Raw genomic sequence first — 22,586 nt, forward strand, 5'->3', positions numbered from 1 at the left:
ATGAATAAAACAATGATTTTATTATTAACAGTCGCAGGCGTGCTACTGTCTGGTTGCACAAACAAGGAACCGATCAAGATCGGATTCATCGGTGGCTTGACGGATCGCAACTCCGACAACGGCCAGGCCGGGCTCAATGGCGTCACCCTGGCGGTGGAACAATTCAATCGCCAGGGCGGCCTGAACGGGCAGATGGTCGAACTGCTGGCCAAGGATGATGCGCAAAGCCCCGAGAAGGCGCAGCAATCCAGCCATGAGCTCGTGGCGGCCAAGGCCGAGGCGGTGATCGGCCCCTTCACCAGCGGCATGGCCAAGGTCATCGTCCCGGTCACCGGACAGGCCGGCGTCTTCCAGATCAGCCCGACCATCACCTCGATGGACTTCTACGGCAAGGACGACAACCTGTTCCGCATCAACCGGACCACGCGCGACTATGCCGAGGACTACGCCAAGACCCTGCTGAGCCAGGGCCTGCAGCGCACGGCCGTGGCCTACGACACGCGCAACCTCAACTTCACCACGTCCTGGCTCAAGGAGTTCCGCACGGCGGAACAGGCCGCCGGCCATACCCTGGCGGCCGAGATCCCCTATGCCTCGTCGGATGAGACCGACTTTGCCGAAGTGGTGCGCCTGATGCTGGCCAGCAAGCCAGACAGCCTGGTCTTCATCTCGGGCGCGCTCGACGTGGCCCGGCTGGCCCAGCAGGCGCGCAAGCAGGCACCCAAGCTGCCGATCGCGGCAGCCGAATGGGCCGCCACCGAGCAGCTGATCGAACTCGGGGGCGAGGTGGTCGAGGGCCTGCTGATCATGCAGAACTACGACCGCGACGACCAGTCGCAGCGCTACCGCGACTTTGCCGAAGCCTTCTACAAGCGCTTCCAGCGCCAGCCGGGCTACAGCACGGTGGCCGCCTATGACGCGGCAACCGTGGTGCTGAGCTCGCTCAAGAACCGCCAGCGCGGTGAAACGCTCAAGCAGGCAGCGCTGCGCAGCGGTCCCTTCCAGGGGCTGCAGCAGACCATTGTGTTCGATGCCAACGGCGACACACGGCGCAAGGCCTTCATGACGACGATCCAGAACGGACGCTACGTCAGGCTGAAGGATTGAGAGGCAGTTGGGTGGGGGCGAACTGGCCAGCTCGCGCCCTGCCCGGCTTCAGCGCCGGAACAGGCCGCCCAGTTCGCTGGCGCGCTCCGTCCAGGCGGCACGCAGGCGCTGCAGCAGCTGCCAGGCCGACCAGCCGCGCCGGCCCCAGCGCAGCAAGCGGCGCGGACGACGCCAGGCCAGCAGCAGCAGGGCCGCGGCCGGGACCAGCGGATGGTCGCGCAGCCAGAGACCGGCGCTCCAGGCACGGTCGGCACCGCGCAGCACGGGCGCCAGGCCTTCGGCATGGCGCTGCAGGCGGTCGCGCAGCTCGGATGACTGCTGCAGCAGTTCCTGCCGACGGATCCAGAGCAGCTGCTGGCGCGGCGTCATGGCTTCAGCGCGAAAGACGCTGCTCGTCGCGCCCGAGTTCCTGCAGGCTGGCGTCGAACCAGCGCTGGGTCGCCTGCCAGCGCTGACGCAGCAGCCACAGGGCGAGCAGCCCCAGGGTCAGGAACAGGGTGGTGAAGATGGCCAGTGCGAGCAGACGATGGCTGTCCCAGAGCAGCACGGTCAGCAGCACGGCCAGGAAGCCCAGCCCCAGGCCGAGGAAGAGCAGCGCCGCAAGTCCGGCGAGCAGCAGCTCGACGCTGGCCAACGCATGCTCGCGCGCCTCGACCCCGAACAGCTCGAGGCGCACGCGCAGCAGGGCGACCCCGTCCTGCAGCCAGCCGCGCAGCGCCTGGGTCACGCGCTCGGGGGCCGGATCGGCGTGCGGGCGGTCCTGCTCAGCCATCACGCGCACGCCGGGACGGACATCAACGGCGGCCGATCAGCATGCCGACCAGCAGGCCGGCGCCAGCGGCGATGCCGATCGCCTTCCAGGGGTTCTCGTGCACATAGTGGTCGGTGGCCTTGGCCATCTGGCGGGTCGACTCGCGCACCGCTGCCTCGGCGTCGGCCAGCTTGAGGCGGGCCAGGCGCAGGTTGGTGTGCATGCGCTCGCGCAGCTCGGCGATCTTCTCGCCGGTCTGGGAGGCCGTGGCAGCCAGCAGCTCTTCGGCGTCGGAGACGACCACCTTGAGGTCAGCGACCAGTTTTTCCTTCGGGGCGATGGAGGTATCGAGTGCGTTCATGGTGTTTCTCCGTCAAAATGACTACAGGTGACTCACTATATCAGGCCGCTTGCACATTGCGCAAACGGATGTGCAGCTCGCGCAGCTGCTTCTCGTCGACCGGGCTCGGGGCCTGGGTCAGCAGGCACTGGGCACGCTGGGTCTTGGGGAAGGCGATCACGTCGCGGATCGACTCGGCCTTGGTCATCAGCGTGATCAGGCGGTCCAGGCCGAAGGCCAGGCCACCATGCGGCGGCGCGCCGTACTGCAGCGCGTCGAGCAGGAAGCCGAACTTGAGCTGGGCATCCTCGGGCGAGATGTTGAGCGCGGAGAAGACCTTGCTCTGCACGTCGGCGCGGTGGATGCGGATCGAGCCGCCGCCGAGCTCCCAGCCGTTGAGCACCATGTCGTAGGCCTTGGCGATGCACTTGCCCGGATCGGTGTCCATGTAGTCCTCGTGGCCATCCTTCGGTGCGGTGAAGGGATGGTGGACCGCGTTCCAGCGCTGGGACTCGTCGTCGTACTCGAACATCGGGAAGTCGACCACCCACAGCGGCGCCCAGCGGTCCTCGAAGAAGCCCTGCTTCTTGGCCAGCTCGCCGTGGCCGATCTTCAGGCGCAGCGCGCCGATGGCGTCGTTGACGACCTTGGCCTTGTCGGCACCGAAGAACAGGATGTCGCCGTTCTGTGCGCCCGAGCGCTCGAGGATGGCCTTGATCGCGGCATCGTGCAGGTTCTTGACGATCGGGCTCTGCAGGCCGTCACGGCCGGCGGCGACATCGTTGACCTTGATCCAGGCCAGGCCCTTGGCGCCATAGATCTTGACGAAGTCGGTGTAGGCGTCGATCTCGCTGCGGCTGATCTCGGCGCCGCCCGGCACGCGCAGCGCGACCACGCGGCCCTTCTTGTCCTGGGCCGGCGCGCTGAAGACCTTGAAGTCGACATCGGCCATGACGTCGGTCAGCTCGGTGAACTCGAGCTTGACGCGCAGGTCCGGCTTGTCCGAGCCGTAGCGGTGCATCGCTTCGGCATAGGGCATGCAGGGGAACTCGCCCAGGTCGACGCCCATGGTGTGCTGGAACACGCTCTTGATCATGCCCTGGAACATCGAGCGGATGTCTTCCTCGGTCAGGAAGCTGGTCTCGATATCGATCTGGGTGAATTCCGGCTGGCGGTCGGCGCGCAGGTCCTCGTCGCGGAAGCACTTGGTGATCTGGTAGTAGCGGTCGTAGCCCGCGACCATCAGCAGCTGCTTGAACAACTGGGGCGATTGCGGCAGCGCGAAGAAGTTGCCGTCGTGGACGCGGCTGGGCACCAGGTAGTCGCGCGCGCCTTCGGGCGTGGACTTGGTCAGCATCGGCGTCTCGATGTCGATGAAGCCATTGGCGTCCAGGAACTTGCGCACCTCCATCGCCACCTTGTAGCGCAGCATCAGGTTCTTCTGCATGTAGGGGCGACGCAGGTCGAGCACGCGGTGCGTCAGGCGGGTGGTCTCGGACAGGTTCTCGTCGTCGATCTGGAACGGCGGCGTGACCGAGGCGTTGAGCACCACGATCTCGTGGCACAGCACCTCGATCTGGCCGCTCTTGAGGCTGTCGTTGCCCGTGCCCTCGGGGCGCGCGCGCACCAGGCCCTTGACCTGGATGCAGAACTCGTTGCGCAGGCCTTCGGCGATCGCGAACATCTCGGGGCGGTCCGGGTCGCAGACGACCTGGACATAGCCCTCGCGGTCGCGCAGGTCGACGAAGATCACGCCGCCATGGTCGCGGCGGCGGTTGACCCAGCCGCACAGGGTCACGGTTTGACCCAGCAGGGCCTCGGTCACCAGACCGCAGTATTCGGAACGCATTGCCATATTCAGCTTTCTAGAAATGTCGGGAGATGGGGCTTCAGGCCTGGCTGGCCGGCGCATCGGCCGGCTGCAGCGACTTGGGGCCACCGGGCACGATCACGCCCATCGAAATCACGTAGGTCAGCGCCTCGTCGACGCTCATGGTGAGCTCGACGCAATCGCGCTTGTGCACCATCACGAAGTAGCCGCCGGTCGGGTTGGGCGCGGTCGGCACGAAGACGCTGACATAGTCCTGGCCGTTGAGGTGGCGCGCGACGTCACCGCCGGGCGCGCCGGTCAGGAAGGCGACGGTCCACATGCCCTCGCGCGGCCACTGCACCAGCAGCGCCTTGCGAAAGGCATTGCCCTTCTCGGAGAACAGGGTGTCGGAGACCTGCTTGACGCCCGAATAGATCGAGCGCACGACCGGAATCCGGTGCAGCAGCGCATGCCACCAGTTGACCAGCTTGTTGCCGATGAAGTTGGACGCCAGCGCGCCGATCGTGAGCACGATCAGCAGCGCAAACAGCACGCCCAGGCCCGGGACATGCACCCCGAACAGCTGCTGCGGCTGCCAGTGCTCGGGCAGGATCCTGAGCGTCTGGTCCAGCGTCGAGACCACCCAGTCGAGCACCCAGAGGGTGATGACCAGCGGCACCAGGGTCAACAGGCCGGACAACAGCCATTTGCGCAATGCGGACATGTCTGGGCCTTCGCTTCAGTGGCAGGCACAGGAGCCGCCACAGCCAGCGGCGGGTGCCGGGCTGTCGCTGGCTGGCGTGGCCGCCGATTCAGCCGGCACGCTGGCCGGCGCGCTGGTGCCGCCGGCACCGCTGGTGCTGCCGCGGAAATCGGTCGCATACCAGCCCGAACCCTTGAGCTGGAATCCGGCTGCGGTCAGCTGCTTGCTGAAGGTCGCCGCACCGCAGGCGGGGCAATCGGTCAGGGGTGCGGCGGAGATCTTTTGCAGGACGTCCTTGGCATGGCCGCAGGACTCGCACTTGTAGGCGTAGATGGGCATGGCGTTACCGTTCGGGTCGGAGGGATGAAAAACCCTTGATTATAAATTGGGGGTGGCAGTCGCGTTTACCAGAGGCGCACGCGCACCAGCAACTGCATCGCGAGCAGACCGAGCACGAAGCCCAGGCCGCCGTAGATCAGCCCCTGCAGCAGGCGGTTGGTGCGGCGCTGCTCGGCCAGCAGGGCCCTGAGTTCGCGCGCCTCGTCGCCCTTGCGCTGGCGCAGGAAGTCGTGCAGCAGGCGCGGCAGCTCGGGGATCAGCTTGGCGTACTGCGGCGCTTCGGCCTTGAGCTGCTGCCAGAACATCTTGGGGCCGAGCTGGTCGATCATCCACTTCTCGAGGAAGGGCTTGGCGGTGCTCCAGAGGTCGAGCTCGGGGTCGAGCTCGCGGCCCAGGCCCTCGATGTTGAGCAGGGTCTTCTGCAGCAGCACCAGCTGGGGCTGGATCTCGACGTTGAAGCGGCGCGAGATCTGGAACAGCCGCATCAGCACCATGCCAAGCGAGATCTCCTTGAGCGGACGGTCGAAATAGGGTTCGCAGACCGAGCGGATGCCGGCCTCGAGCTCGTCGACCCGGGTATCAGACGGCACCCAGCCGGACTCGACATGCAGCTCGGCGACGCGCTTGTAGTCGCGCCGGAAGAAGGCGGTGAAGTTCTGCGCCAGGTATTCCTTGTCGACCTGGGTCAGCGTGCCGACGATGCCGAAGTCGAGCGAGATGTAGCGCCCGAAGCTCGCCGGGTCCAGGCTGACCTGGATATTGCCCGGGTGCATGTCGGCATGGAAGAAGCCGTCGCGGAACACCTGGGTGAAGAAGATCGTGACGCCGTCGCGCGCGAGCTTGGGGATGTCGACGCCGGCCTCGCGCAGGCGAGCGACCTGGCTGATCGGCACGCCCTTCATGCGCTCCATCACCAGCACCTCGGTGCGGCAGTAATCCCAGTACATCTCGGGGATCAGCACCAGCTCGAGGTCGGCCATGTTGCGCCGCAGCTGGGCGGCATTCGACGCCTCGCGCACCAGGTCGAGCTCGTCGTGCAGGTACTTGTCGAATTCGGCCACCACCTCGCGCGGCTTCAGGCGCTTGCCATCGACCGACAGCTTCTCGACCCAGCCGGCCATCAGGCGCATCAGGCCCAGGTCCTTGTCGATCACCGGCAGCATGCCGGGACGCAGCACCTTGACCGCGACCTCGCGGCCATCGTGCAGCACGGCGAAGTGCACCTGGGCGATCGAGGCGCTGGCGACCGGCTGCTGATCGAAGCTGGCGAACACCTGGTCGAGCTGCTGGCCGAAGGCGCGCTCGATGGTCGCGACCGCGACCTGGCTCGGGAACGGCGGCACCCGGTCCTGCAGCCGCGCGAGCTCCTCGGCGATGTCGGGCGGCATCAGGTCGCGCCGGGTCGACAGCACCTGGCCGAACTTGACGAAGATGGGCCCGAGCGACTCGAGCGCCTCGCGCAGGCGCTGGCCGCGCGGCGCCTTCAGGTTGCGCCCGACCGTGATGACGCGGCGCAAGGCACGCAGCAGCGGATTCGGAAAACCGGACAGCAGCAGCTCGTCGAGGCCGTAGCGCAGCACGACCCAGACAATGAAGAAGCCGCGCAGGTAGCGGCTCATGGCGCGGCCTTGCTGCGGCGTTCGGCGAGCTGCAGCAGGAAGCCACGCAGGCCCTGCACCAGGGTGCGGCCGGCGGCGGCCAGCTGGTGCGCGACCGGGTCGCCCAGCAGGCGCGCCAGGTCCTCCTCGACATCCCAGCGCAGGTTGTCGACCAGCCAGGCGACCTCGGCCGCCAGCTGCACGTCGCCCTGGATCTCGACCGGCGGCTTGGCGCCGGCCAGCAGCTGCTGCGCCAGCGCCAGCGGCGAGGCTTCGGCCACGCGCAGCTGCAGGTCGGACGGCGCACCGGGCTCGGACAGCGCCAGCAGGCCGGCCGGGGTCGGCTGCAGTACCAGCTCGATGCTGCCCCAGCTCAGCTGCAGCCGCTTGCCCTGCTGGCGCCGCAGCCGGTCCATGGCCTGGGGCTCCTGCTGCAGCACATGGTTGAGCAGCAGCACGAGGCGGTTGTGCAGTTCGGCGCGCAGCCAGGCCGGCGGTACCGGCAGCTTGGAGGCGAGCTGCTGCAGCAGCTCAACCGGCGGCAAGGGGAGTGGGGGCTTGTTCATAGATCCCCCGATTTTGACGGATAAAGCCCGCCCTTTTATTGCATGGCCTGAACGCCGGCGACCAGCCAGCCCTCGGCGCCGCCCTTGGGTCGGATGATGCTCCAGACCTCGCGGAAGGGGTTGGGACCGGCAGCGGCCGCATCGCGGATCAGGCCCGAGAACTCGACGCTGGCCAGATAGCCGGCCGGCTGCTCCTCGATGCCGAGCAGCTGGGCATCTAGCATCACCACCTCGGAACCGTGGGCCGCGGGCTGGCGCTCATGCTCGGCCAGCTGGGACTGGATCTGGGCCAGCATTTCCTCGGTCATCATCGCGCGCAGCGCCGGGATGTCGGCTCGGTCCCAGGCCGCCTGCAGCTGGATGAAGTGGCGCTTGGAGGCCTCGAGGAAGGCCGCCGTATCAAAAGCTGGCGACTCGGACCCGCCCGGCTGCGAGACGGCCGGGGCGTCGCCCAGCACCGGCTCGATCTTGGCATCGAAGCCGCCGACCTGCTGCTCCCAGGGCCGGGCCGAGGCGTCATTGCCGACGTTCTTCGCGCTGTAGCCCGCCAGCGGCGGCACGGTATCGGGCGGGACGGCATCCGCAAAGGGCTGCTGCGCCCCACCCTTGTGGCGACCCAGCCAGCGGCTCAGCAGCCAAGCCAGCAGGACCAAGCCCAGGATCGCTAACCACCATTCCATTTCAGTCCTCTCCCGTCTTCAGGTGACGTTTGCCTGCCGATTCAACACTTGATGCCCAGGTGCAGCGCCGCGATGCCGGCGGTCAGATTGTGCACGTCCACATGGCCGAAGCCGGCCTCGCGCATCATGCCGCGCAAGGTCTCCTGGTCCGGGTGCATGCGGATCGATTCGGCCAGGTAGCGGTAGCTGTCCTCGTCCTTGGCGATCCACTTGCCGAGCTTGGGCAAGATGTTAAAACTATACCAGTCATAGGCCTTCTCGAGCGGCGCCGCGACCTTGGAGAATTCCAGCACCAGCAGCTTGCCGCCCGGACGCAGCACCCGGTTCATCTCGCGCAACGCGATGTCCTTGTGCGTCATGTTGCGCAGGCCGAAGGCGACGGTGACGATGTCGAAATGGCCGTCCGGGAACGGCAGCTTCTCGGCATCGCAGACCAGGGTCGGCAGCACATGGCCGTGGTTGAGCAGGCGGTTGCGGCCCTCGCGCAGCATGGCCTCGTTGATGTCGGTGTGCACCACCTGGCCATTGGGCGCGACCTTGGGCGCGAAGGCCAGGTCGAGATCGCCGGTGCCGCCCGCGATGTCGAGCACCCGGTCGCCCGGGCGCGGATTGGCGACCTGGATCGTGTAGGCCTTCCAGACCCGGTGCAGCCCGGCCGACATCAGGTCGTTCATGATGTCGTAGTTGGAGGCGACCGAGTCGAACACGCTGCGCACATGGCGCGCCTTGTCCTGCTCGTCGACGGTCTTGAATCCGAAATGGGTCTGGCTCATGGCTTCAGTTCCTGCCTGTTGCTTGCCGTCGCTGCGGCGGTTCAATGGGAGTGGCCGCAGGCCGATCCGGCCTTTGCGGCCATCGGTGCATCGCGGTCGAGGCCGGCGGCCTGCAGGCGGGCCAGGTAGTCGGTCCAGCGCTGCTCCTGCTCGAGGCCGAGCCGGTACAGGTAGTCCCAGCTGTAGAGGCCGGAGTCATGGCCGTCCGAGAAGGTCGGCTTGATCGCATAGTGGCCGACCGGCTCGAGCGCAGTGATGTCGACCTCGCGCTTGCCGGTCTGCAGCGTCTCCTGGCCCGGGCCATGGCCCTGGACCTCGGCCGAGGGCGAGAGCACGCGCAGCAGCTCGAACGGCAGGCGAAAGCGCGCGCCGTCGTCGAAGGCGATCTCGAGCAGGCGCGACTTGGCGTGCAGCGTCAGCTCGACGGGATGGGGGGTGTCGGGGTTCAGGCCAGCCATGTTGTCTCGCAGAAGGCTAGTGAGGTCAAAACGCTATCGTAACGCGCGCGGCAGGCGGATCGGAAGCGGGCGGCATGCCGCCCGGACCGGCTCAGGCCAGCCGGGCCGCCGCGGCGGCGATCGCGGCGTCGCAGCCGGCCAAGCGCGCACGCAGCGCTTGCAGGCGCTGCGGATCGGCTTCGCGCTGCGGCCCGGCCCAGACCGGCGCCGGCCAGCGGCTGTCCCAGTCGAAGCGCGCGATCACATGCCAGTGCAGGTGCGGCACCATGTTGCCGAGCGCCGCCAGGTTGACCTTGGTCGGCGCCAGCTGCTCGCGCAGCACGCGCTCGACCATGCTGACGGCGCGCAGGCAGAGCAGCTGGTCGGCCTCGGCCAGGTCCGAGAACTCGGCCACATGGTCGTTCCAGACCACGCGGTAGAAGCCGGGACAATCCGCCGCATCCGGGCCGGTGGCGCGGATGAGGCGGAACCTGTCGTGCCGCGCGATCAGCAGCCCGCCGTCCTCGCGGCAGAGCGGGCAGCCGGGCTCAGGGCTGGCAGCCATCAGACCAGCACGCGCTCGATGCCGCCGGCGTTGGCCTTGGCGACATAGTCGGGCAGCCAGTTCTCGCCCAGGATATGGCGCGCCATCTCGACCACGACATAGTCGGCTTCGAGCAGGCCGTTCTGCAGGTCTTCGCCATAGCGGCTCAGGCCCTGGAAGCAGCTCGGGCAGCTGGTCAGGATCTTGGTCTTGCCCGGCTGCAGCGCGGCCCCGTTCTTCTCGGCCAGCGCGGCCAGTTCCTGCGCGTTCTTGTTGAGCTCCTCTTCCTTGCGGAAGCGGACCTGGGTCGAGATGTCGGGCCGGGTCACGCCCAGCGTGCCGGACTCGCCGCAGCAGCGGTCGCTCTGTACCACGGTGTCGCCGACCAGGGCCTTGACGGTCTTGATCGGTGCCTGCAGCTTCATCGGGCTGTGGCAGGGATCGTGGAACAGGTAGGCGCCCTTGGCATCGAGCGTGATGCCCTTCTCGAGCAGATACTCGTGGATGTCGATGATGCGGCAGCCCGGGAAGATCTTGTCGAACTGGTAGCCCGACAGCTGGTCGTAGCAGGTGCCGCAGGAGACGACCACGGTCTTGATGTCGAGGTAGTTGAGCGTGTTGGCGACGCGGTGGAACAGCACCCGGTTGTCGGTGATCATCTGCTCGGCCTTCTCGAACTGGCCCGAGCCGCGCTGCGGATAGCCGCAGCACAGATAGCCCGGCGGCAGCACGGTCTGCACGCCGGCATGCCAGAGCATGGCCTGGGTCGCGAGGCCGACCTGGCTGAACAGGCGCTCGGAGCCGCAACCCGGGAAGTAGAACACCGCCTCGCTGTCGCTGCTGGTGCCCTGCGGGTTGCGGATGATCGGGACGTAGTCCTTGTTCTCGATGTCGAGCAGCGCGCGCGCGGTCTTGGTCGGCAGGCCGCCCGGCAGCTTCTTGTTGATGAAGTGGATCACCTGCTCCTTGACCGTGGCCGGACCGACCGAGGCCGGCGGCGCGCTGGTCTGCTTCTTGGCCAGGCCGTGCAGCACGGTGTTGGCCAGGCGCTGGGCCTTGAAGCCGACGCCGACCATGGCGCTGCGCGCGAGCTTGATGGTCTCGGGGTTGGTCGCGTTGAGCATGAACATCGCGGCGGCGTTGCCGGGACGGAAGCTCTTCTTGTCCATCTTGCGCAGCAGGTTGCGCATGTTCATCGAGACATCGCCGAAGTCGATCTTGACCGGGCAAGGCGACAGGCACTTGTGGCAGACCGTGCAGTGGTCGGCGACGTCCTCGAACTCCTCCCAGTGCTTGAGGCTGATGCCGCGCCGGGTCTGCTCCTCGTAGAGGAAGGCCTCGACCAGCAAGCTGGTGGCCAGGATCTTGTTGCGCGGCGAGTACAGCAGGTTGGAGCGCGGCACATGGGTCGAGCAGACCGGCTTGCACTTGCCGCAGCGCAGGCAGTTCTTGACCGAGTCGGCGATGGCGCCGATGTCGCTCTGCTGCATGATCAGCGACTCGTAGCCCATCAGGCCGAAGCTCGGCGTGTAGGCCATGCTGAGGTCGGCGCGGCGCATGTCGGCGGCGTCGAACAGCTGGCCGCCGCGCAGCAGCTTGCCCTTGTTGAAGCGGCCCTCGGGGTCGACGCGCTGCTTGTAGCCGGCAAACGGCGCGAGCTCTGCGTCGCTCAGGTATTCGAGCTTGGTGATGCCGATGCCATGCTCGCCCGAGATCACGCCGTCGAGGCTGCGCGCCAGCACCATGATGCGGTCGACCGCCTCGTGCGCGGTCTGCAGCATCTCGTAGTCGTCGCTGTTGACCGGGATGTTGGTGTGCACGTTGCCGTCGCCGGCATGCATGTGCAGCGCGACCCAGACCCGGCCCTTGAGCACGCGCTTGTGGATCGCCTTGCACTCCTCGAGCACCGGCGCGAACACCGAGCCGGTGAAGATGGCGCGCAGCGCCTCGCGGATCTGGGTCTTCCAGCTCGCGCGCAGGGAATAGTCCTGCAGCTGGTCGAAGAAGCTGCGGCCGCTGTCGGCCTGCACGGTATCGAGGCCGTCCATCCACTGCTGCCACTGGGCGCGCACGTTGCGAATCACGGCCAGCGCGCGCTCGCCATGCTCCTGCAGCGTCTCGGCGCTCGGCATGTCGGCGGCCTCGTCGGCCTTGCCCAGCGGCAGCTTGCCGCACTGGAAGAAGGCCTCCAGCTCGTTGGCCAGCTTGATCTTGTTGCGCAGGCTCAGTTCGATGTTGATGCGCTCGATGCCCAGCGTGTACTCGCCCATGCGCGGCAGCGGGATCACCACGTCCTCGTTGACCTTGAAGGCGTTGGTGTGGCGGCTGATGGCGGCGGTCTTCTTGCGGTCGGCCCAGAACTGCTTGCGCGCATCGGCGCTGACGGCCGTGAAGCCCTCGCCGGCGCGACCGTTGGCCAGCCGCACCACCTCGCTGGCGGCGCGCGCGACCGCGTCCGGATCGTCACCGACGATGTCGCCGATCAGCACCATCTTGGGGAAGCCGCCGCGCTTGCTCTTGGTCGAGTAGCCGACCGCCCGCAGGTAGCGGTCGTCGAGGTGCTCGAGGCCGGCCAGCAGCGTGCCACTGCGCTTCTGCTCGGCGAACATGAAGTCCTTGATCTCGACGATGCTGGGCACGCCGTCCTTCGGGTTGCCGAAGAACTCGAGGCAGACGGTGCGGGTGTGCTCGGGCATGCGATGCAGCACCCAGCGCGCGCTGGTGATCAGGCCATCGCAGCCCTCCTTCTGCACGCCAGGCAGGCCGGCGAGGAACTTGTCGGTCACGTCCTTGCCCAGGCCTTCCTTACGGAAGGTCTTGCCCGGGATGTCGAGCCGCTCGGTGCGGATCGGCGTCTTGCCGTCGGCCTCGAAGTAGTGCAGCTCGAAGCTGGCGATCTCGGCGTCGTGGATCTTGCCCAGGTTGTGGTCGACCCGCACCACCTCGAGCCATTGCGCGTCGGGGGTGACCATGCGCCAGCTCGCCAGGTTGTCGAGCGCGGTGCCCCACAGCACGGCCTTCTTGCCGCCAGCGTTCATCGCGATGTTGCCGCCGACGCAGGACGCCTCGGCGCTGGTCGGATCGACCGCGAACACGAAGCCGGCGCGCTCGGCCGCATCGGCCACGCGCTGGGTCACGACGCCGGCCTCGGTCCAGAGGGTGGGCACCTTGTGGTTGACGCCAGGCAGGTCGATCAGCTCGACCTCGGTCATGCCGAGCAGCTTCTCGGTGTTGATGACCGCGCTCTTCCAGGTCAGCGGGATCGCGCCGCCGGTGTAGCCGGTGCCGCCACCACGCGGCACGATGGTCAGGCCGAGCTCGATGCAGGCCTTGACCAGGCCGGCCATCTCGGCCTCGGTGTCGGGCGTCAGCACGACGAAGGGGTACTCGACCCGCCAGTCGGTCGCGTCGGTCACATGGCTGACGCGGCTCAGGCCGTCGAACTTGATGTTGTCCTTGCCCGTGTGGCGGCGCAGCACCTTGGCGGCCTGCTGGCGCAGCGCGCCCACCTGGTCGAAGGCGGCGGCGAACTCGCGCACGGCCTGGCTGGCGGCAGCCAGCAGCTCGCCGACCAGCGCGTCGCGCTCGCCGTCTTCCTGCGGGCGGCGGCGCTTCTCGACCTCGCCCAGGCGGTGGTTCATCGCATCGACCAGGGCCTGGCGGCGCTTGGGGTTGTCGAGCAGGTCGTCCTGCAGATAGGGGTTGCGCTGCACCACCCAGATGTCGCCCAGCACTTCATACAGCATGCGCGCCGAGCGGCCGGTGTGGCGCTCCTGGCGCAGCTGGTTCAGCACCTCCCAGGCGCGGGAGCCGAGCAGGCGAACGACGATTTCCCGATCCGAAAACGAGGTGTAGTTGTAGGGAATCTCGCGCAGGCGGGGGGTATCGCCGGCGGCGTCGAGCAGGTGCTGGATCGGGGTGGGTGCGTTCATATCCGGAGCAAATTTCGCCGTGGTGCGGGGGGGACGATGTTACCGCAGCCCCGCTGGCGGCGGGCGAGGCAGGCGGCAAGGCAATATCGCGAACGTGGATACGGCTAGCCTGGACTGGCGGCTTGCCGCCCGCGAGCGGGGAAGCGCCCGGCGCCAGTCAGCGCCGCCGCGGCGCGCGCGCGATGACCATGCGCTCGGGCGGACGCGCGGCCATGCGGCCCTGCAGCCAGCAAGCCAGACTGGCGGCCACCAGGACCAGGGCGGCATAGGTCGCCATGCGCCCGTCGCGACCCAGGCCGACCAGCCCGGCGACGAGCACCAGCAGGCCGGCGCCCGCGAGCGGCCACCAGGCTTGCCAGAGCCGCTGCGGCGTCAGGCCACGCCAGCCGGCCACGGCCGGCGCCAGCAGGGTCGCGAGGCCGAGCGCCGGCAGAGCGAAATTGCCCAGGTGCAGCAGCCAGCCCCAGAGCGCCAGGATGAGCGAATGGCTATCGTTCAAGGACATGCGGAAACAATCAAAGATGAAAATTTTATAATGTGCCCACATATGGCTGTCTGGGCGCTAGGAATCAATCACCACACCGCTCCGCTCGACTTGCGCGGGCGGTTCGCGTTCGCGCTCGACCAGCTGCCGGAAACCCTGCAGCGCTTCCGGGCCTCGCTGGCGCGCCAGCCCGAGGCCGCGCTGCTGTCGACCTGCAACCGCACCGAGATCTACTGCGCGGCCGACGAGCTCGAGCTCGACTCGACCGTGCAATGGCTGGCCAGCACTGGCGGCGTGAGCCCGCAGGAGCTGCTCGACCATGCCTATGTGCTCAAGGGCGACGAGGCGGCGCGCCACGCCTTCCGCGTCGCCAGCGGGCTCGACAGCATGGTGCTCGGCGAGGCGCAGATCCTGGGCCAGCTCAAGCACGCGGTGCGCGCCGCCGACGAGGCCGGTGCGCTCGGCAGCACGCTGCACCAGATGTTCCAGCGCAGCTTCGCAGTCGCCAAGCAGGTGCGCAGCCATACCGAGATCGGCGCGCACTCGATCAGCATGACCGCGGCCGCGGTGCGGCTGGCCGGCCAGCTGTTCGAGGACCTGAAGGACATCAAGGTGCTGTTCGTCGGCGCCGGCGAGATGATCGAGCTGGCAGCGACCCATTTCGCCGCCAAGGCGCCCAAGGGCATGGCGATCGCCAACCGCACGCTCGAGCGCGGCGAGAAGCTCGCGAGCCGCTTCGGCGCCGAGGTGCTGCGCCTGTCCGACCTGCCCGAGCGCCTGCATGAGTTCGACGCCGTCATCAGCTGCACCGCGTCGACCCTGCCGCTGATCGGCCTGGGCGCGGTCGAGCGCGCACTCAAGAAGCGCCGCCACCGGCCGATCTTCATGGTCGACCTCGCAGTGCCGCGCGACATCGAGGTCGAGGTCCAGCAGCTGTCCGATGTCTACCTCTACACCGTCGATGACCTCGCCGCGGTGGTGCAGAGCGGCAAGGAAAACCGCCAGGCCGCCGTCGCCGAGGCCGAGATCATCATCGATGCCGGCGTGCAGAGCTTCATGCACTGGATCGGGCAGCGCGATCCGCGCGGCGGCGTGGTCGAGCTGATCCGCGACCTGCACGCGCAGACCGACGAATGGCGCGCGGCCGAACTGGCGCGGGCGCGCAAGCTGCTGGCGCGCGGCGACGACGTGGACAGCGTGCTCGAGGCACTGGCGCGCGGCCTGACGCAGAAGATGCTGCACGGCGCCCTGGCCGAGCTGCACACCGGCGACGCCGCCACGCGCCAGGCCACCGCGCAGACGGTCGAGCGGCTGTTCCTGCGCGGCCAGAACAAGCGCAACGCCGGCTGAACCAGCCCGCGCGCGGCAGGGCGCGCCAGCCGGTCGCCGCCCAGTCCGCCAGCACAGATCCTTGCCACAAGGCTGACATATCTGACGACTATGCTGCCGAAAATTCATTTTTCAGCAGGAGTCCGGGATGAAGCTTCAATCGTTGCGTGGTCCGATCGCGCTGGCACTGGCGCTGGCCTTTGCATCCGGTGCGCAGGCGCAGACTGAAATCCAGTGGTGGCACTCGATGTCGGGCGCGCTGGGCGACTGGGTCGGCGACATCGCCAAGGACTACAACAGCAAGCAGCGCGACTACAAGATCGTTCCGGTCTTCAAGGGCAGCTACGACGAGTCGATGACTGCGGCCGTCGCCGCCTTCCGTGCCGGCAATGCGCCCCATATCCTGCAGGTGTTCGAGGTCGGCACCGCGACCATGATGGCATCCAAGGGCGTGGTGGTGCCGGTCGAGCAGGTCATGCGCGAGGCCGGCTACAAGTTCGACCCCAAGGCCTATGTGCCGGCGGTGGCGGGCTACTACACCGCGCCCAGCGGTCAGATGATGTCCTTCCCGTTCAACAGCTCGACCACCGTGATGTGGGTCAACCTCGATGCCTTCAAGGCCGCCGGGCTGCCGACCGACAAGCTGCCGCGCACCTGGCCGGAAGTCACGCTGGCCGCCGCCAAGCTCAAGGCCAGCGGCCACCAGTGCCCGTTCACGACCGCCTGGCAGGGCTGGACCCAGCTCGAGAGCTTCTCGACCTGGCACGACACCGAGCTCGCGACCCAGGGCAACGGCATGAAGGGCCTCAATGCGCGCCTGGTCGTCAACTCGCCGCTGCATGTGCGCCATATCGAAAACCTCGGCAACATGGCCAAGCAGGGCCTGTTCGTCTACAAGGGCCGCGGCAGCGCGGCCGGCGCCCCGTTCGAGTCGGGCGAATGCGCGATCAGCATCAACTCCTCGGCCGCCTACGCGGGCGTGAGCAAGAACGCCAAGTTTAAGTTCGCCGTCGGCACCCTGCCCTACTACCCGGACGTGCCCAACGCACCGCAGAACACCGTGATCGGCGGCGCCAGCCTGTGGGTGATGTCGGGCAAGAAGCCGGCCGAGTACAAGGGCATCGCGTCCTTCTTCAACTACCTGTCCGACCCGGCCGTCCAGGCCGCCAACCACAAGCGCACCGGCTACCTGCCGGTCACCATGGCCGCCTTCAGGCTGACCGAGCAGTCGGGCTTCTACCAGCAGAACCCGGGCACCGATGTCTCGGTCAACCAGATGATCCGCAAGACGACCGAGAAGTCGCGCGGCATCCGCCTGGGCAACTATGTGCAGATCCGCACCATCGAGGACGAGGAACTCGAGCAGGTCTGGGCCGGCAAGAAGTCGGCCAAGGCAGCGCTCGACAGCATCGTCCAGCGCGGCAACGAGCTGCTGGTGAAATTCGAGAAGGCCAACAAGTCCTGATCCGGACTTCTTCCTCATCGACCTGAAGGACGGCCCCGCCTAGGCGGGGTCGATGCATCTTGAGCAGTGACAAGAGAGTCGTGTTTGCCTCGGGCTACCTGCCCTGGCTGCTGATCGCCCCGCAGGGGCTGATCATCCTGGCCTTCTTCTTCTGGCCGGCCGGGCAGGCCCTGCTGCAGTCGGTCCAGCAGTCGGACGCCTTCGGCATCTCGACCGAATGGGTCGGGCTGGACAACTTCCGGGCCCTGTGGGCGGACCCGACCTACCTGGCCTCGTTCCAGACCACGGCCCTGTTCTCGGCCCTGGTCGCGCTGCTGGGCATAGTCATCTCGCTGTTGCTGGCCTTCTTTGCCGACCGGGTGCGCCAGGGTGCCTGGTTCTACCGCACCCTGCTGATCCTGCCCTACGCGGTGGCGCCGGCGGTGGCGGGCGTGCTGTGGCTGTTCCTGTTCTCGCCCTCGGTCGGACTGGCGGCGCAGGCGCTGCAGTCGATCGGCATCGCCTGGAACTCGCTGCTCGACAGCCAGCACGCGATGGCGCTGATCGTGATCGCGGCGGTCTGGAAGCAGATCGCCTACAACTTCCTGTTCTTCCTGGCCGGCTTGCAGAGCATCCCGAAGTCGCTGATCGAGGCCGCCGCGATCGACGGCGCCGGGGTCTGGCGCCGCTTCTGGAACATCCAGTTCCCGCTGCTGTCGCCGACCACCTTCTTCCTGCTGGTGGTCAACACGGTCTACGCCTTCTTCGACACCTTCGGCATCGTCGATGCGACCACCCAGGGCGGTCCCGGCAAGGACACCGCGATCCTGGTCTACAAGGTCTATTTCGACGGTTTCAAGGCGATGGACCTGGGCGGCTCGGCGGCCCAGTCGGTGGTGCTGATGCTGATCGTGGTCGCGCTGACGGTGTTCCAGTTCCGCTATATCGAACGCAAGGTCAACTACTGAGATGATCGAACGCAACCGCCTGCTCGACTGGCTGTCGCACGGGGTGCTGTGGATAGGCCTGTGCCTGATCGTGTTCCCGCTCTACATCGCGCTGGTGGCGTCGACCCATACGGCGCAGACGCTGGCGCAGTCGCCGCTGCCGATCTGGCCGGGCGACCAGGGCTGGGCCAACTACCGCGCCATCCTGGGCGGCGACGGCAGCGGGTTCGCGGCCCAGCTGCCGGTGGCCCGGATGCTGTCGGTCAGCCTGGTCATGGCGCTGCTGATCTCGGTCGGCAAGATCGTGATCTCGCTCCTGAGCGCGTTCGCGATCGTGTATTTCCGCTTCCGCTTGCGCCTGCTCTGTTTCTGGGCCATCTTCGTCACGCTGATGCTGCCGGTCGAGGTGCGCATCGTGCCGACCTACCAGGTGATCGCCGATTTCGGCCTGATCAACAGCTATGCCGGCCTGACGGTGCCGCTGATCGCCTCGGCCACCGCCACCTTCCTGTTCCGGCAGTTCTTCCTGACCGTGCCCGACGAGCTGGTCGAGGCGGCCAAGGTCGACGGCGCCTCGCCGCTGCGCTTCCTGTGGGACATCCTGCTGCCGCTGTCGCGCACCAGCATCGCGGCCTTGTTCGTGATCCAGTTCATCTACGGCTGGAACCAGTACCTGTGGCCGCTGCTGGTCAGCACCGACGAGAGCATGTACCCGATCGTGATGGGCATCAAGCGCATGATCTCGGGCGGCGATGCGCGCATCGAGTGGAACCTGGTCATGGCCACCGCCATGCTGGCCATGCTGCCGCCGGCGGCGGTGGTGATCCTGATGCAGAAATGGTTCGTCAAGGGCCTGGTCGACAGCGAGAAATAAACCCGATTCCCGCATGGCATCCCTCAGCTTCAAGCACGTAATCAAGCAGTACCAGCAGGGCCGACAGTCGCTGCAGGTCATCCACGGCATCGACGCCGAGATCGGCGACGGCGAGTTCGTCGTCATCGTCGGCCCCTCGGGTTGCGGCAAGTCCACCCTGCTGCGCATGGTCGCCGGGCTGGAGGAAATCAGCGGCGGCGAGATCCTGATCGGCCCGCGCGTGGTCAACCGGCTCGAGCCGGCGCAGCGCGACATCGCGATGGTGTTCCAGAACTATGCGCTCTACCCGCACATGAGCGTGTTCGACAATATGGCCTACGGGCTCAAGATCGCCAAGCTGGCGCGCACCGAGATCGAGTCCCGGGTCTTGCGCGCCGCCCGCATCCTCGAGCTCGAGCCGCTGCTCGATCGCAAGCCGCGCCAGCTCTCGGGCGGCCAGCGCCAGCGGGTGGCGATGGGCCGCGCCATCGTGCGCCAGCCGCAGGTCTTCCTGTTCGACGAACCGCTGTCCAACCTGGACGCCAAGCTGCGCGCCCAGACCCGGCTCGAGATCCAGCAGCTGCACCGCGAGCTCGGCGTGACCTCGCTGTTCGTCACCCATGACCAGGTCGAGGCCATGACCCTGGCCCAGCGCATGATCGTCATGAACAAGGGCCGGATGGAGCAGTTCGGCACGCCCGAGGAGGTCTATGCCCGGCCGGCCACCACCTTCGTCGCCAGCTTCATCGGCTCGCCGCCGATGAACCTGCTGCAGCAGGCGCCAGGCGTCGCAGCCGGTGCCATCCTCGGCATCCGGCCCGAGCATGTCGACCTGGCCGACGACGGCTGGACCTTGCAGGTCGAGTCGGTCGAGCTGCTGGGCGCCGAGCGCCTGGTCCACACCCGACTCGGCACCGAAAGCCTGACCCTGCGCATGCCCGAAGAGCAGGTCCCGCCCGCGCTCGGCGGCAGCCTGCGCGCCCGGCCGCGCGCCGACCGCCTGCACCGTTTCGACGCCCAGACCGGCATCCGTCTCCCATGAAGCCCATGACCCCCTGGCCCTACCCGTGCTGGATCGCGCACCGGGGCGCCGGCCAGCTGGCGCCCGAGAACACCCTGGCCGCCTTCCGGCTCGGCGCCCGGCATGGCTACCGCATGTTCGAATGCGATGCCAAGCTCAGCGCCGACGGCGTGGCCTTCCTGCTGCACGACGCGACGCTGGAGCGGACCACCAACGGTCAGGGCCAGGCCGGCGACCAGCCCTGGGCCGCGCTGGCCCGGCTCGATGCCGGCAGCTGGCATTCCGGCCCCTACGCTGGCGAGCCGCTGCCGACGCTGCAGGACCTGGCCCGCTTCTGCCTGCGCCAGGGTCATGCGCTCAACATCGAGATCAAGCCCACGCCGGGCCAGGAAAGCCTGACCGGCCGGCTGGTCGCCGAGCAGGCCGCGCGCTGGTGGGCCGAGCAGGCCGCCAGCCAGCCGGAGCAGCCGACCCCGCTGCCGCCGCTGCTGACCTCGTTCCAGGTCGCGGCGCTGGCGGCAGCCCAGGCGGCGGCACCGGCCCTGCCGCGCGGCCTGCTGCTGCACGAGTTCTGGGATGGCTGGCAGGAGGCGGCGCAGGCGCTCGGCTGCACCGCGCTGGTCTGCCATCACCCGCTCTGGACCCAGGAGCGCATCGCCCAGGCCCACGAACAGGGCTGGCGGGCGCTGGCCTATACCGTCAACCAGGCCGAGCGGGCACAGCAGCTGCTGGACTGGGGGCTGGACTGCGTCATCACCGACCGGGTCGACCAGCTCGGTCCCTGAGGCGCAAGCCGGCAGCAGGCCACCAGCCAGCAGGCGGTCAGCTGCGGTTTCGTCCGCAATTTTATAATCCGCGGATGAAGCCCTTCATCCGCGAAACCCTGGAGCGCCAGCGCCTGCGCCTGCACGAACTCGATGCCCTGCTCAGCGCGCCCGACGCCACCCAGGACCTGGAGCGCTTTCGCAAGCTGACCCGAGAACATGCCGAAAACGGCGCCCTGATCGAACCCTGGCTGCGCTACCAGCAGCGCGAGGCCGAGCTGGCCGAGGCCAGGCTGATGGCACAGGAAGACGATGCCGAGCTGGCCGCCATGGCGCGCGACGAGATCGCCGCCGCCGAGGCCGAGCTCGCCACGCTCGAGCAGGAACTGCAATGGCTGTTGCTGCCCAAGGACCAGGACGACGACCGCAACGCCTTCCTCGAAGTGCGCGCCGGCACCGGCGGCGACGAGGCCGCGCTGTTCGCCGGCGACCTGGCCCGCATGTATACCCGCTATGCCGAGCGCCAGGGCTGGCGGGTCGAGACCGTCAGCGAATCGCCGAGCGAGCTCGGCGGCTACAAGGAAGTGGTGCTGCGCGTGGTCGGCCAGCAGGCCTACGGCCGGCTGCGCTTCGAGTCGGGTGGCCACCGGGTGCAGCGGGTGCCGGCGACCGAATCCCAGGGCCGCATCCACACCAGCGCCTGCACCGTCGCGGTGATGCCCGAGCCCGACGAGGCCGAGGCGATCAAGCTCAATCCGGCCGAGCTGCGCATCGACACCTTCCGCGCCAGCGGCGCCGGCGGCCAGCACATCAACAAGACCGACTCGGCGGTGCGCGTGGTGCACCTGCCGACCGGCATCGTCGCCGAATGCCAGGACGGCCGCAGCCAGCACAGCAACAAGGCCAAGGCGCTGCAGGTGCTGCAGGCCCGCATCCAGGAAAAGGAGCGCAGCGAGCGCGCCGCCAAGGAAGCCGCCGAGCGCAAGGGCCTGATCGGCAGCGGCGACCGCAGCGACCGCATCCGCACCTACAACTTCCCGCAGGGCCGCCTGACCGACCACCGCATCAACCTGACGCTGTACAAGCTCGGCGCGGTGATGGAGGGCGAGCTTGACGAGGTGATCCAGGCGCTGCAGCTCGCGCGCGGCGCCGAGCTGATGGCCGACCTCGAGCAGAGCGCCGGCCAGGCCGCGCATGGGGCGCTGGCATGAGCGCGGTCGAACCGACCGGACCGGCCGCGACTGGACCCGATGCCGACCGGGACAGCGCCCTGCCCGCCACCGTGCAGCAGGCCTTGCTGCAAGCCCGCCAGGCCGGACTCGACAAGCTCGACGCCCAGGTGCTGCTGCTGCACCGGCTCGGCCGCTCGCCGCACGACCGGGCCTGGCTGATCGGGCACGACACCGACCCGCTGCCCGCCGCCGCGGCGCGGGAGTACCTGGCGCTGTGCCGGCGCCGGCTGGCCGGCGAGCCGGTGGCCTACCTGGTCGGCAAGCGCGAATTCCACGGCCTCGAGCTGCAGGTCGACGCGCGCGTGCTCGATCCGCGCCCCGACACCGAGACCCTGGTCGACTGGGCGCTCGAGCTGCTGGCCCCGCTCAGGAACCCCAGCCTGCTCGACCTTGGCACCGGCAGCGGCGCGATCGCGCTGGCGCTGCAGCAGCGCCGGCCCGATGCCCGGGTCTGGGCGCTCGATGCCAGCCGCGATGCGCTGGAAGTGGCCAGCGCCAACGCCAGCCGGCTCGGCCTGCCGGTACGCTTCCTGCTGGGCAGCTGGCTGTCCGACTGGGACCAGCGCCAGGCCGAAGCCGCCGCCCAGCAGCCCGCAGGCCAGGCGCTGCCCGAGCGCTTCGAGCTGATCGTCAGCAACCCGCCCTATATCCGCGCCGACGACCCGCACCTGGCCGCGCTCAGGCACGAGCCGCTGTCGGCGTTGGCCAGCGGCGCCGACGGGCTGGACGACATCCGCGTCATCGCCGCCCAGGCCAGGCTGCATCTGCAGCCTGGCGGCTGGCTGCTGCTCGAGCATGGCTGGGACCAGGCCCAGGATGTGGCCAGGCTGCTGGCCGAGCAGGACTATGCCGGCATAGCGCACCGGAAGGATCTGGCCGGCCATCTGCGCTGCACCGGCGGATATTGCGAATCCAGCTAGGCCAGCCCCGCT

At 68.1% G+C, this 22,586-nt stretch carries 23 protein-coding genes; 9 read left to right on the forward strand and 14 right to left on the reverse strand.

Translation table 11 applies throughout. From position 1 onward, the window contains the following. Positions 1-12: 12 nt before the first annotated feature. Positions 13-1,107, forward strand: coding sequence for an ABC transporter substrate-binding protein (locus tag C6P64_RS06565; protein WP_281257948.1), 1,095 nt, complete (start codon positions 13-15; stop codon positions 1,105-1,107). Between the two features lie 48 nt (positions 1,108-1,155). On the opposite strand, the gene C6P64_RS06570 is transcribed toward C6P64_RS06565, so the two are convergent. The 14 genes from C6P64_RS06570 to C6P64_RS06635 form a co-directional block, all read right to left on the reverse strand. Further along, on the reverse strand, positions 1,156-1,476 hold the full coding sequence (locus C6P64_RS06570; protein WP_105747796.1) for a YqjK family protein: 321 nt from the start codon (positions 1,474-1,476) through the stop codon (positions 1,156-1,158). 4 nt (positions 1,477-1,480) lie between these two features. Then, positions 1,481-1,879, reverse strand: coding sequence for a phage holin family protein (locus tag C6P64_RS06575; RefSeq protein ID WP_105747797.1), 399 nt, complete (start codon positions 1,877-1,879; stop codon positions 1,481-1,483). Between the two features lie 22 nt (positions 1,880-1,901). Then, the gene (locus C6P64_RS06580) at positions 1,902-2,219 is read right to left on the reverse strand and encodes an ElaB/YgaM/YqjD family protein (protein ID WP_105747798.1); all 318 of its coding nucleotides are present in this window, start codon (positions 2,217-2,219) and stop codon (positions 1,902-1,904) included. A 40-nt stretch (positions 2,220-2,259) separates the two neighbouring features. Further along, complete coding sequence (gene aspS, locus C6P64_RS06585; RefSeq protein ID WP_105747799.1) at positions 2,260-4,053, reverse strand: aspartate--tRNA ligase; 1,794 nt, start codon at positions 4,051-4,053, stop codon at positions 2,260-2,262. A 34-nt stretch (positions 4,054-4,087) separates the two neighbouring features. Further along, positions 4,088-4,732, reverse strand: a complete 645-nt coding sequence (locus C6P64_RS06590) for a DUF502 domain-containing protein (RefSeq protein WP_105747800.1) — start codon at positions 4,730-4,732, stop codon at positions 4,088-4,090. Between the two features lie 15 nt (positions 4,733-4,747). Continuing rightward, entirely contained in the window at positions 4,748-5,050 is a 303-nt protein-coding gene (locus tag C6P64_RS06595; protein WP_105747801.1) for an FmdB family zinc ribbon protein, read from the reverse strand. A 65-nt stretch (positions 5,051-5,115) separates the two neighbouring features. Continuing rightward, positions 5,116-6,669 (reverse strand): ubiquinone biosynthesis regulatory protein kinase UbiB, encoded by a 1,554-nt coding sequence (gene ubiB, locus C6P64_RS06600; protein ID WP_105747802.1) that lies wholly within the window; start codon positions 6,667-6,669, stop codon positions 5,116-5,118. Further along, on the reverse strand, positions 6,666-7,214 hold the full coding sequence (locus tag C6P64_RS06605) for a ubiquinone biosynthesis accessory factor UbiJ (protein ID WP_245911648.1): 549 nt from the start codon (positions 7,212-7,214) through the stop codon (positions 6,666-6,668). Before C6P64_RS06605 ends, ubiB begins: the two co-directional genes overlap by 4 nt. A 35-nt stretch (positions 7,215-7,249) precedes the next feature. Next, the gene (locus C6P64_RS06610) at positions 7,250-7,894 is read right to left on the reverse strand and encodes a Tim44 domain-containing protein (RefSeq protein ID WP_105747803.1); all 645 of its coding nucleotides are present in this window, start codon (positions 7,892-7,894) and stop codon (positions 7,250-7,252) included. Between the two features lie 41 nt (positions 7,895-7,935). Then, complete coding sequence (gene ubiE, locus C6P64_RS06615; protein ID WP_105747804.1) at positions 7,936-8,667, reverse strand: bifunctional demethylmenaquinone methyltransferase/2-methoxy-6-polyprenyl-1,4-benzoquinol methylase UbiE; 732 nt, start codon at positions 8,665-8,667, stop codon at positions 7,936-7,938. Positions 8,668-8,708: 41 nt separating this feature from the next. After that, positions 8,709-9,125, reverse strand: a complete 417-nt coding sequence (locus C6P64_RS06620; protein ID WP_105747805.1) for a gamma-butyrobetaine hydroxylase family protein — start codon at positions 9,123-9,125, stop codon at positions 8,709-8,711. Positions 9,126-9,216: 91 nt separating this feature from the next. After that, on the reverse strand, positions 9,217-9,669 hold the full coding sequence (locus C6P64_RS06625) for an HIT family protein (RefSeq protein ID WP_105747806.1): 453 nt from the start codon (positions 9,667-9,669) through the stop codon (positions 9,217-9,219). Then, positions 9,669-13,580, reverse strand: a complete 3,912-nt coding sequence (locus tag C6P64_RS06630; protein ID WP_105747807.1) for a DUF3683 domain-containing protein — start codon at positions 13,578-13,580, stop codon at positions 9,669-9,671. The genes C6P64_RS06625 and C6P64_RS06630 overlap by 1 nt, the downstream gene beginning before the upstream one ends. 157 nt (positions 13,581-13,737) lie before the next feature. Then, positions 13,738-14,085, reverse strand: coding sequence for a hypothetical protein (locus tag C6P64_RS06635; RefSeq protein ID WP_245911649.1), 348 nt, complete (start codon positions 14,083-14,085; stop codon positions 13,738-13,740). A gap of 42 nt (positions 14,086-14,127) precedes the next feature. Here C6P64_RS06635 and hemA point away from each other — a divergent pair, with 42 nt between their 5' ends. The 8 genes from hemA to prmC all read left to right on the forward strand — a co-directional run bounded on the left by hemA (position 14,128) and on the right by prmC (position 22,574). Beyond that, positions 14,128-15,414 carry a glutamyl-tRNA reductase gene (gene hemA, locus C6P64_RS06640; RefSeq protein ID WP_105747808.1) on the forward strand — a complete coding sequence of 429 codons (1,287 nt, stop codon included), beginning with the start codon at positions 14,128-14,130 and terminating at the stop codon, positions 15,412-15,414. A gap of 127 nt (positions 15,415-15,541) precedes the next feature. Continuing rightward, on the forward strand, positions 15,542-16,858 hold the full coding sequence (ugpB, locus tag C6P64_RS06645; RefSeq protein WP_105747809.1) for a sn-glycerol-3-phosphate ABC transporter substrate-binding protein UgpB: 1,317 nt from the start codon (positions 15,542-15,544) through the stop codon (positions 16,856-16,858). Between the two features lie 59 nt (positions 16,859-16,917). Beyond that, positions 16,918-17,805 (forward strand): sn-glycerol-3-phosphate ABC transporter permease UgpA, encoded by an 888-nt coding sequence (gene ugpA / locus C6P64_RS06650; protein ID WP_105747810.1) that lies wholly within the window; start codon positions 16,918-16,920, stop codon positions 17,803-17,805. Between the two features lies 1 nt (position 17,806). After that, the gene (gene ugpE, locus C6P64_RS06655; RefSeq protein ID WP_105747811.1) at positions 17,807-18,658 is read left to right on the forward strand and encodes a sn-glycerol-3-phosphate ABC transporter permease UgpE; all 852 of its coding nucleotides are present in this window, start codon (positions 17,807-17,809) and stop codon (positions 18,656-18,658) included. 13 nt (positions 18,659-18,671) lie between these two features. Continuing rightward, positions 18,672-19,679 (forward strand): sn-glycerol-3-phosphate ABC transporter ATP-binding protein UgpC, encoded by a 1,008-nt coding sequence (ugpC, locus tag C6P64_RS06660; RefSeq protein ID WP_105747812.1) that lies wholly within the window; start codon positions 18,672-18,674, stop codon positions 19,677-19,679. Beyond that, a complete protein-coding gene (ugpQ, locus tag C6P64_RS06665) occupies positions 19,676-20,443 on the forward strand; it encodes a glycerophosphodiester phosphodiesterase (RefSeq protein WP_105747813.1) in 768 nt (255 codons plus the stop codon). Before ugpC ends, ugpQ begins: the two co-directional genes overlap by 4 nt. Positions 20,444-20,517: 74 nt before the next feature. Next, positions 20,518-21,633 carry a peptide chain release factor 1 gene (gene prfA / locus C6P64_RS06670; RefSeq protein ID WP_105747814.1) on the forward strand — a complete coding sequence of 372 codons (1,116 nt, stop codon included), beginning with the start codon at positions 20,518-20,520 and terminating at the stop codon, positions 21,631-21,633. After that, positions 21,630-22,574 (forward strand): peptide chain release factor N(5)-glutamine methyltransferase, encoded by a 945-nt coding sequence (prmC, locus tag C6P64_RS06675; protein ID WP_105747815.1) that lies wholly within the window; start codon positions 21,630-21,632, stop codon positions 22,572-22,574. Before prfA ends, prmC begins: the two co-directional genes overlap by 4 nt. Positions 22,575-22,586: the final 12 nt, after the last annotated feature.

The sequence above is a fragment of the Malikia granosa genome, assembly GCF_002980595.1.
In the GTDB taxonomy this organism is placed as follows: Bacteria; Pseudomonadota; Gammaproteobacteria; order Burkholderiales; family Burkholderiaceae_C; genus Malikia; species Malikia granosa.